Raw genomic sequence first — 8,189 nt, 5'->3', positions numbered from 1 at the left:
GGGACTTGAACCCGCGACCTCCGCCGTGACAGGGCGGCGCGCTAACCAACTGCGCCACGAGGCCAATATGTCATCACTTACGTGAATCGTACCCCCAACGGGATTCGAACCCGTGCTACCGCCGTGAAAGGGCGGGGTCCTAGGCCGCTAGACGATGGGGGCCCAGTGCCCTTGGCGTCGTCGCGCCTCGAACCGGGATGTACGGTATTGGCACTGACTCCATCTGCGCAAATCCTTTGGACGTGACTCTGCTCACCAGCGCCGGGCGGCCCGTCACACCCCGCCATTTTTGGGCGGCATCGCCCCCCGGAGCCGGCTCGTGGCAGGCTCGTCCCATGAGCCCGACCCAGCTTTCCGACGCCGAGTTCGAGGCCGCCGTCGCCGATGCACTCGATGCCATCCCGGAGGAGCTGGCCGCCCAGATGGACAACGTCGTGGTGCTGGTCCAGGACGAGCCGGAGCCCGAAGCACTCACCGAGGCGGACTACGACGCCCAGGGCCGCCCCACCCTGCTGGGGCTGTACGACGGCGTACCGCTGACCGAGCGCAACGCCGACTGGTCGCTGGTCCTGCCCGACCGCATCCTCATCTTCCAGGGCCCCCTCCAGCGCTGGTGCGATTCGCGTCAGCAACTGGTAGAGCAGGTGACGGTCACCGTGATACACGAGGTCGCCCACCACTTCGGGATCTCCGACGCGCGTCTGCACGAACTCGGCTGGGACTAGTCATGCCACACGGTTCATGTCACACGGCCGCCGGATCGGGATTCATCAGGTCACGGACAGGGCGCGCCGCAGGGACGTACTTCACCTCCGACGGCCTTACATGTGACACTGCCGTTATGACCGCATCCGTACCGGACGGACCGACCTCACCCGAGGCACGGCATCTGAGCACATCATCCACAGCACCGCGACGCGAGACTCGCATGAGCCGCCGCAGGCCGGACCGGCTGGTGGCCCACGGCCCGGTGGGGGACCCGGTGGTCACCGCCCGCAACCTGTCCAGAGTCTTCGGCGACCCGGAAAGCGCCGTGACCGCCCTGGATTCAGTCGATGCGCACATCGCCCGCGGCCGCTTCACGGCGGTGCTGGGCCCGTCCGGCTCCGGCAAGACCACGCTCATGCGTTGCCTGTGCGGCCTGGACACGCCGACCTCGGGAACAGTGATCCTCGACGGCAACGAGATATCCCTGATGAACCAGCGACAACTGACACAGCTGCGACGCGATCGGGTGGGCCTGATCCTCCGGTCGCACAACCTGATCCCGTCACTGTCCGTGACCGAGAACATCACCCTGACGCAGAACCTGGCGCGCCGCCCGGTCGACCCGGCGCGCCTGCAGCGGATCGCCGACGTCGTCGGCCTGCGGGGTCGACTGGACTACCGTCCCGCCGAGCTGACCCCGGAGCTGGCACAACGGGTCGCCTGCGCTCGCGCCATAATCGGCGATCCCGCGGCCGTATTTGCAGACGAGCCCGCCGGCTCCCTCGGCTCCGCCGGCACCTCTCAGCTGCTGGGCATTCTGCGGGCCGCCGTCGACGAGCTGGAGCAGACCGTCATCGTATTCACCCATGATGCCGATACCGCCGCCCGCGCAGACACGGTCCTGTTCCTGCAAGACGGCAACGTGGTGGCGGAAATGAACCAGCCGGACCGCAACCGCCTCCTGGATGCCCTGCGCGACCTGGGCGATAAGGGCGCCTCCACGGTGGGCGTCGGCTCGGCGGAACGCGAGGTCTCACAGATCGAAGAGGCCTGGTCCCAGCCGATCGGGCAGCAGCGCCGTCGCCCCCGGAGCGATGGTCCGCACGACTGGGACGCCGCCGGTGACCAGCCCGCCCGCCCCGCACGCGGATCACGCGCCTACGATGCCGATCCGCACGACTGGGACGCCGCCGGTGACCAGCCCGCCCGCCCCGGGCGCCGCAGCCGCAACGCCAGCGCCGACATCGCCGACCTCAACAATCCGTGGGGGTACCGGTGATCCGGACGGCCTGGCGCGCTGCGCGCATGCATCCGGGCCCGTCTCTACGCGCAGCGTTGGCCGTCGCCGCAGGCGTGTCCACGCTTGCAGGAGTCCTGGCGATCGACGCCGCCCTTCCCGCCGCAGGCACCGCCTCCGGCGCCGGCCCGGCGCACGACTACGTGCACGGCCTGCTGCTGGGCCTGGCCGCCCTGGTGACACTCGCGGTAATGGTGATCGTCATGAACGCATTTGCGACGAGCCTGCGACGCCGCACCCACGTGCTCGCCCTCTTACGGGCCACGGGCGCCACGGCAACGCCGGTGGTCCTGGTGGTCCTCCTACAGGCGACGGCGATCGGTCTGCTTGGGTGTGCGCTGGGCATGCTCGGCGGCATCGGCGTGCTCCACCTGCTGGATGTCGTCGTCGCCTCCAGCAACACGCCACTGGAGGGCCTGGAGGCCGCGGCAACCGCCCCAACGCCCGCCGCCATCGCCGTAGGCCTGCCCGCCACGCTCATAGGCGCCCTGCCACCGGCAATCGGTGCGGCCCGGACACCTCCCGCGGGAGCAGCATCGAACGAAACCCCGCGTTCGTCGGCGGCACGGGGCGTCGTCGGCGCAGTGGCGGGACCACTCGGGATCGTGGGCATCTGCGTGGCCTGGCGTATGGACGGCCTGGCGCACCGCCTGCCCGTGCTGGGTACATCCGCAGCACTGCTGCTGATCGGCCTGTTGATCGCCCTCCCGGCGGTTCTGCGTCCGCTCGTCCTCCTGCTGGGGCTGCCGGTACGGCCGACGCCGAGTGGGTTTCTGGCCGTGCGACATCTGGCGGCCACGCCCCGCCATGGAGCCGCCCTGGCCGCAGCTCCGCTTCTCGGCGCGGCGGCCACCTGCCTCACCATACCCACGGCCGCCGGCCTGCGGGCGTCCCAAGCGACTACCGCCGCCCAGGAAACCGTATTGGATGCGCTTCCGATATTGCTCGCCGCCGTCTCGTTGCTGGCCGGTTTCTGCACGGCCGGCGCCCTGGCAGCGTCGACCTCACAGCGGTCCGCCGAGACGGCTCTCCTACAGGCGGTCGGACGGAGCCGAGCCCAGGCCGTCGGGCAGTTCCTGTGCGAGGTCCTGCTTGCCGGTGCCGGCGGCGTGATTCTGGGCGGGGCCAGCGGCCTACTCATGTCGGTGGCACTGAATGCCGTACTGCTCGACCACACGCAATTTGGGACCATAGTCCCTGATATGGGGTTGTTGGTGCCGGCATCAGTCGGCTGCGTCGGCGGCGCCCTGGCGGCGCTGGTACCGGCCTTGCGGGCCACGCGACCGTCCGCAGATCCAAATATTGACGCCGAATAATGCCGTCGACCAGACCCGGACAAGCGAGTCGAAAACCCCGATTGTGAGCGTGATCAACCGTTCGACATCTGCCCCACCCTATCCGTTAGCATGCCGTTACTGTCCTGGGAGTGACCGTCCGGGGCTGTCGGCACTGTTCGTCGTCTACCGCGGGTCACCTCTCCACGCCCGCGTCTGTTGAGGAATGCCATGGCGAAAACCACGATCTTCATCTTCCATCCCGACCTGAGTCAGTCCACCGTCAACCTGCGCCTGGCGCAGGCCGCGGAGGGGCTCGACGGCGTCGAGATCCGCGACATGTACGCGCTGTATCCGGATTTCAACTTCGACGTTGAGGCCGAGCAGGACCTGTTGGAGCGCACCGACCGGATCGTGCTCCAGTTCCCGATCCAGTGGTACTCCAGCCCGCCGTTACTGAAGAAGTGGGAGGACGACGTCCTGACCTGGGGCTGGGCCTACGGCACCAATGGGGACGCCCTGCAGGGCAAGGAGTTGTTGCTGGCCGTGTCCGCCGGTGCGGTGGCCGCGCACTACCGGCGTTTCGAGACCCGTCGCTCGGTTGCCGACGTCCTGTTCCGCCGGCGTCGGCGCGACCGGGACGCCGTCTCCTCCGGTTACACCATGAACGACGTGCTGCGCCCCTTCCAGGCCACTAGCGTCATCATCGGAGTCGACTATCTGGAGCCCTTCGTAACACCGGGAACGACGACGATGCACACCGCCGACCTGGAGGCGCGCGCCAAGGCCTACGCGCGTTACGTCATCTCGCGCAAGTTGCGCATACTGGACACCTACCAGTAGCCGGGGCGGGGCCGCCCACCGGCAGCCGTTGCTGGGAGCCCCGCCCCGCGCGCGAAGCCGGACCGTACTGGGGCATTTATGACGAGTACCCGAACCGTGCTGCTCCCCGCGCGCGAAGCCGGACCGCTGCACCCAGGACCGTCGCATTGGGGAATCTATTCCCCGCCGCAACGCGGTTCTTCCCACACCGCCTCGGCAGTGCTACGGGACCTGCGGACCGCTAGCCTCGTGCCACCATGGCTCGCCCCCGTAATCCCCTCACCGCCGCTCGCCGACTTCTGCCGCAGCCGGACGCCCCACTACCCCAGCCGCCTTCCGGGATCACCCCGGGGAGATTGCTGCGTTGGTTGTTGCGGCGCGCCGCAGCGCCGCTGACGGTCGCCACGGTGTCCGCGATCGTCTCCAGCATCATCCAGGCAATCGTGCCCTGGTTCCTCGGCGCCGCCCTGGACGCCGGCATCGAGCACGGGCTGAACGGCCGCGTGTGGGCGATTGCGCTGACCCTGCTGGGGCTGTTCGTGGTCTACGCGGTGGGTGACACCCTGCTGTCCTACTTCCGCATCCACGGGTGGATGCGGATCAACTTCGACATCGCCCGCCTGGTGGGGCGGCAGGTATCCGCCACCGGCGCGGACTTGTCCCGGCAGGTCTCCTCCGGGGAGGTCGCCTCGATCGTCGCCTCGGATGCCCAGTACATCGGCAATTTCGCCCAGCGGCTGCCGGAGCTGATCGGGTCCGCCTGCGCCTTCCTGGTGGTAGCTGTGGTGATGCTCAACACATCGGTGCGGTTGGGGGTAATCGTGCTGGTGGGGATGCCGGTGGTGGCGTGGGCGATCACCCCGGTCATCCGGCCGCTGCAGCGGCGCCAGTCGGTGCAGCGGGAGGCACAGTCTGCGCTTACCACCATCACCACGGACACGGTGGCGGGTCTGAGAATTCTGCGCGGGATCGGCGGGGAGGACGTGTTCGCCCGCCGCTATCAGGAGGCCTCCCAGGAGCTGCGGCGCCGCGGCGTCGCCGTTGCCGGTACGCAATCGGTTTTGATGAGCCTGCAGGTGCTGCTACCGGGACTGTTCGTCGCCGTCGTCGTGTGGGCGGCGGCCCGCATGGCCATCACCGGAGCGATCACCGCCGGCGAGCTGGTCACCTTCTACGGCTACACCGCCTACCTGTCCTGGCCGCTGATGGTCTTCTCCTACTCCGTTCAGGATTACACGCGCGCCCTGGTGGGCGGCCGGCGCCTGGCGCGGCTGCTCGCAGTGGAGCCCGCCGCCGGCACCGTCTCGGAGCGGCTCGTGCTGGACCCGACGCGTGCTGCACCGGTGGAAGGCGAGCTGTTGGACTCCGCCTCCGGCGTGGGGCTGGCGCCCGGGCGCATGACTGCGCTGGTCGCCGCCGATCCGGATGTTTCGGCCGCGCTGGCCACCCGGCTGGGTCGCTTCGACGACGGCGCTCCCGCCGTCACACTCGCCGATCGGCCCCTGACCGGTATGCCGTTGGAGCAGGTGCGCGCCTCGATCGTGGTATCCGGGGCGACGGCACAACTGTTCACGGGCACCCTGCGCGAAGCGCTGGATGTGCGTGGCGGGGCGGCACCAGCGCCAGTAGATGTGGACACCCTGGTGGCCGCCGAACGGAGGCGTGCGGGTGTGGCCGACGTGGACCAGAACGTGCACACGGCGGTTGCCGAGGCGGCCGGTGACGAGCGTCTGCTCGAAGCGCTGGAGGTGGCTGACGCTCATGATGTGCTGTCGTCACTGGATTTGGGGCTGGCGGGCATGATCACCGAACGGGGGCGCTCGCTCTCCGGCGGGCAGCGCCAGCGTGTGGCACTGGCACGGGCGCTGCTGACCCAGGCCCCGGCGCTGGTGCTGATCGAACCGACCAGTGCTTTGGATTCGCATACGGAGGCACGGGTGGCGCGCCGGGTGCGCGCCACCCGCACAGGTGCCACCACGATCGTCACCACCGCCTCCCCGCTGGTGCTGGAGGTCTGCGATGAGGTCATCTTCCTCGACGACGCCGGCCGCGAGCGCCTGCGCGCCCCGCACCGGGAGCTGCTGGCCCGCGCCCGGGCAGGAGACCCGGACGCCGTCGCCTACCGCGCCGTCGTCGCCCGCGCCACCGGAGAGGAACCGCAGTCGGGTGCCACCGAAGCCGCACGGAACACAGTCTCGACTGGGCCCGACGCCGTCGTCCCCAACGAGGAGGTGAACCACTGATGGCTCTGCCCGTAGCCCCTGGCAAGGTCGCCATGCGCAAGACCTTCGGCATCATGGCCTCCTACCGCATGCGCTTCGTGTGGGTCCTGGTGCTGCAGATCACTGCGGTGCTGGCGACTCTGGTGGCTCCGCAATTGCTGGGCCGACTGGTGACTCGCGTGTCCGCGGGTACCGCCACCGCCGATTATGTGGACAAGATCGTCCTGGTGATCGTGCTGGTGACGATTGTGGGGGCGGTGATCAACCGCTTCGCGCAGATGCATGCGCGCACCCTCGGAGAGTCGGTGTTCGCGGATCTGCGCGAGCGCATGATGTCCCGGGTGGTGCACTTGCCGTTGTCGGCGGTCGAGTCGGCGGGCACCGGCGACCTGGTGGGTCGGACCACCAATGACGTGTCCCGCATCGAGTTCCTGGTGCGGGTGGGCGTGCCCCAGATCATGGTGTGCACGGTGACGATCGTGTTCACCATCGCCGCGGCGGCGGTGTCGGATCCGCTGCTCGCGGCCGGCCTGCTGCTGGTGGGACCGCCGGTTTGGGCGATGATGAGCTGGTACCTGCCGATCTCCGTGCCCGCGTACCGGGCGGGGTCGGCCGCCGTCGCACGGCTCAACGGCGTGGTTTCCGAGACGGTCGACCATACGTTCACCGTCGACGCTCTGGGGATCGGTCGCCGCCGGGAAGAGGTCATCGCCGCGTCGGTCGCGGAGGCCTGGAGTCTGGAGAAGTTCACCGCCTGGCTGCGCTTGCGCCTGTATCTGGTGCTGGACGTGGCCTGGCGCGCCCCGGTGGTGGTGATCCTGCTGTGGGGCGGTTTCCTGGCATCCCGCGGCTGGGCGAGCCTGGGCGCGATCACCACGGTCACGCTGTATGCCATGGAGCTGCGGAAGCCAATCGGCCAGCTCATGTACTGGATCGACCAGGTGCAGGTGTCCCAGGCGTCGCTTACGCGCATCCTGGGCGTGGAGGAGGTGCCCGCAGACCGGACTCCTACCGGGGCCGTGCCGAAGGACACGCGTATGTGTCTGCGCGATGTCCGCTTCTCCTACCGTCGGGGCGTGGAGGTGCTTCATGGCATCGACCTGGACCTGGTGCCCGGCGAGCGACTGGCCGTAGTCGGGCCGTCCGGCTCGGGCAAGTCGACTCTGGGTCGCATGCTGGCCGGTATCAACCCGCCTACCTCCGGGTCGGTGACGGTGGGCGGAGTGCCGCTTACAGATCTCACCGAGCCGGAGCTGCGGCAGCACGTGGCGTTAGTGACTCAGGAGCAGCATGTGTTCGCGGGCACTATCGCGGACAATGTGCGTCTGGGCCGCCCGGACGCCGCCGATGAGACCATCACCCGCGCGATCAAGGCCATCGGGGCCGATAAGTGGGTCGACGCTCTTCCCGACGGCATGTATACGGCGGTCGGCTCGGGAAACCTGACGCTAACCCCTGCCCAGGCTCAGGAGGTGGCGCTGGCGCGCCTGGTCCTGCTGGACCCACACACGCTGATCCTGGATGAGGCGACGTCCTTACTGGACCCGCATGCGGCACGCATCTTGGAGCGCACGCTGTCGACAGCGCTGGCCGGGCGCACGGTGATCGAGGTGGCGCACCGGCTGTACACGGCGCAGGACGCGGACCGGGTTGCCGTCATGCTGGACGGGCGGATTGTGGAACTGGGCACGCATGATGAACTGGTCGCTCTCGGCGGGGAGTATGCAAGCCTGTGGGAGGCCTGGAGCCAGGAGTAGCGGCGCGGCCGGCCCGCGCGGCCCGGCCGTGTTAGGACCGCCAACCTCCATTTGGACCGGCGCAGTGTGCAACTGGGCCGGTCCGAACCGACGCAAGGGGTCCGAACCG

The 8,189-nt window shown here is 69.0% G+C and carries 6 protein-coding genes and 1 tRNA gene; 6 read left to right on the top strand and 1 reads right to left on the bottom strand.

All coding sequences use genetic code 11. The features are described from left to right. Positions 1 to 89: 89 nt before the first annotated feature. Positions 90 to 162 (bottom strand) — tRNA-Glu (locus Q4A20_RS14180). A gap of 173 nt (positions 163 to 335) precedes the next feature. Here Q4A20_RS14180 and Q4A20_RS14175 point away from each other — a divergent pair. The 6 genes from Q4A20_RS14175 to Q4A20_RS14150 all read left to right on the top strand — a co-directional run bounded on the left by Q4A20_RS14175 (position 336) and on the right by Q4A20_RS14150 (position 8,080). Continuing rightward, positions 336 to 725 (top strand): metallopeptidase family protein, encoded by a 390-nt coding sequence (locus tag Q4A20_RS14175; protein ID WP_303123960.1) that lies wholly within the window; start codon positions 336 to 338, stop codon positions 723 to 725. A gap of 116 nt (positions 726 to 841) precedes the next feature. Further along, complete coding sequence (locus Q4A20_RS14170; RefSeq protein ID WP_303123959.1) at positions 842 to 1,987, top strand: ABC transporter ATP-binding protein; 1,146 nt, start codon at positions 842 to 844, stop codon at positions 1,985 to 1,987. Between the two features lie 26 nt (positions 1,988 to 2,013). After that, positions 2,014 to 3,321 (top strand): FtsX-like permease family protein, encoded by a 1,308-nt coding sequence (locus Q4A20_RS14165; protein WP_303123957.1) that lies wholly within the window; start codon positions 2,014 to 2,016, stop codon positions 3,319 to 3,321. Between the two features lie 189 nt (positions 3,322 to 3,510). Then, on the top strand, positions 3,511 to 4,122 hold the full coding sequence (locus Q4A20_RS14160; protein ID WP_303123955.1) for an NAD(P)H-dependent oxidoreductase: 612 nt from the start codon (positions 3,511 to 3,513) through the stop codon (positions 4,120 to 4,122). A 236-nt stretch (positions 4,123 to 4,358) separates the two neighbouring features. Beyond that, entirely contained in the window at positions 4,359 to 6,344 is a 1,986-nt protein-coding gene (locus Q4A20_RS14155; protein WP_303123954.1) for an ABC transporter ATP-binding protein, read from the top strand. After that, complete coding sequence (locus tag Q4A20_RS14150) at positions 6,344 to 8,080, top strand: ABC transporter ATP-binding protein (RefSeq protein ID WP_303123952.1); 1,737 nt, start codon at positions 6,344 to 6,346, stop codon at positions 8,078 to 8,080. The genes Q4A20_RS14155 and Q4A20_RS14150 overlap by 1 nt, the downstream gene beginning before the upstream one ends. Positions 8,081 to 8,189 lie beyond the last annotated feature (109 nt).

The sequence above is a fragment of the Actinomyces sp. genome (assembly GCF_030530635.1).
Lineage (GTDB): Bacteria > Actinomycetota > Actinomycetes > Actinomycetales > Actinomycetaceae > Actinomyces.
The sequence above is the reverse complement of the archived record's forward strand: the minus strand, read 5'-3'. Positions and strand labels throughout refer to the sequence as shown.

Coding starts and splice junctions, on each gene's coding strand:
- Q4A20_RS14150 (WP_303123952.1), top strand. CDS start 6,344: ATGGCTCTGCCCGTAGCCCCTGGCAAGGTCGCCATGCGCAAGACCTTC.
- Q4A20_RS14165 (WP_303123957.1), top strand. CDS start 2,014: ATGCATCCGGGCCCGTCTCTACGCGCAGCGTTGGCCGTCGCCGCAGGC.
- Q4A20_RS14170 (WP_303123959.1), top strand. CDS start 842: ATGACCGCATCCGTACCGGACGGACCGACCTCACCCGAGGCACGGCAT.
- Q4A20_RS14160 (WP_303123955.1), top strand. CDS start 3,511: ATGGCGAAAACCACGATCTTCATCTTCCATCCCGACCTGAGTCAGTCC.
- Q4A20_RS14155 (WP_303123954.1), top strand. CDS start 4,359: ATGGCTCGCCCCCGTAATCCCCTCACCGCCGCTCGCCGACTTCTGCCG.
- Q4A20_RS14175 (WP_303123960.1), top strand. CDS start 336: ATGAGCCCGACCCAGCTTTCCGACGCCGAGTTCGAGGCCGCCGTCGCC.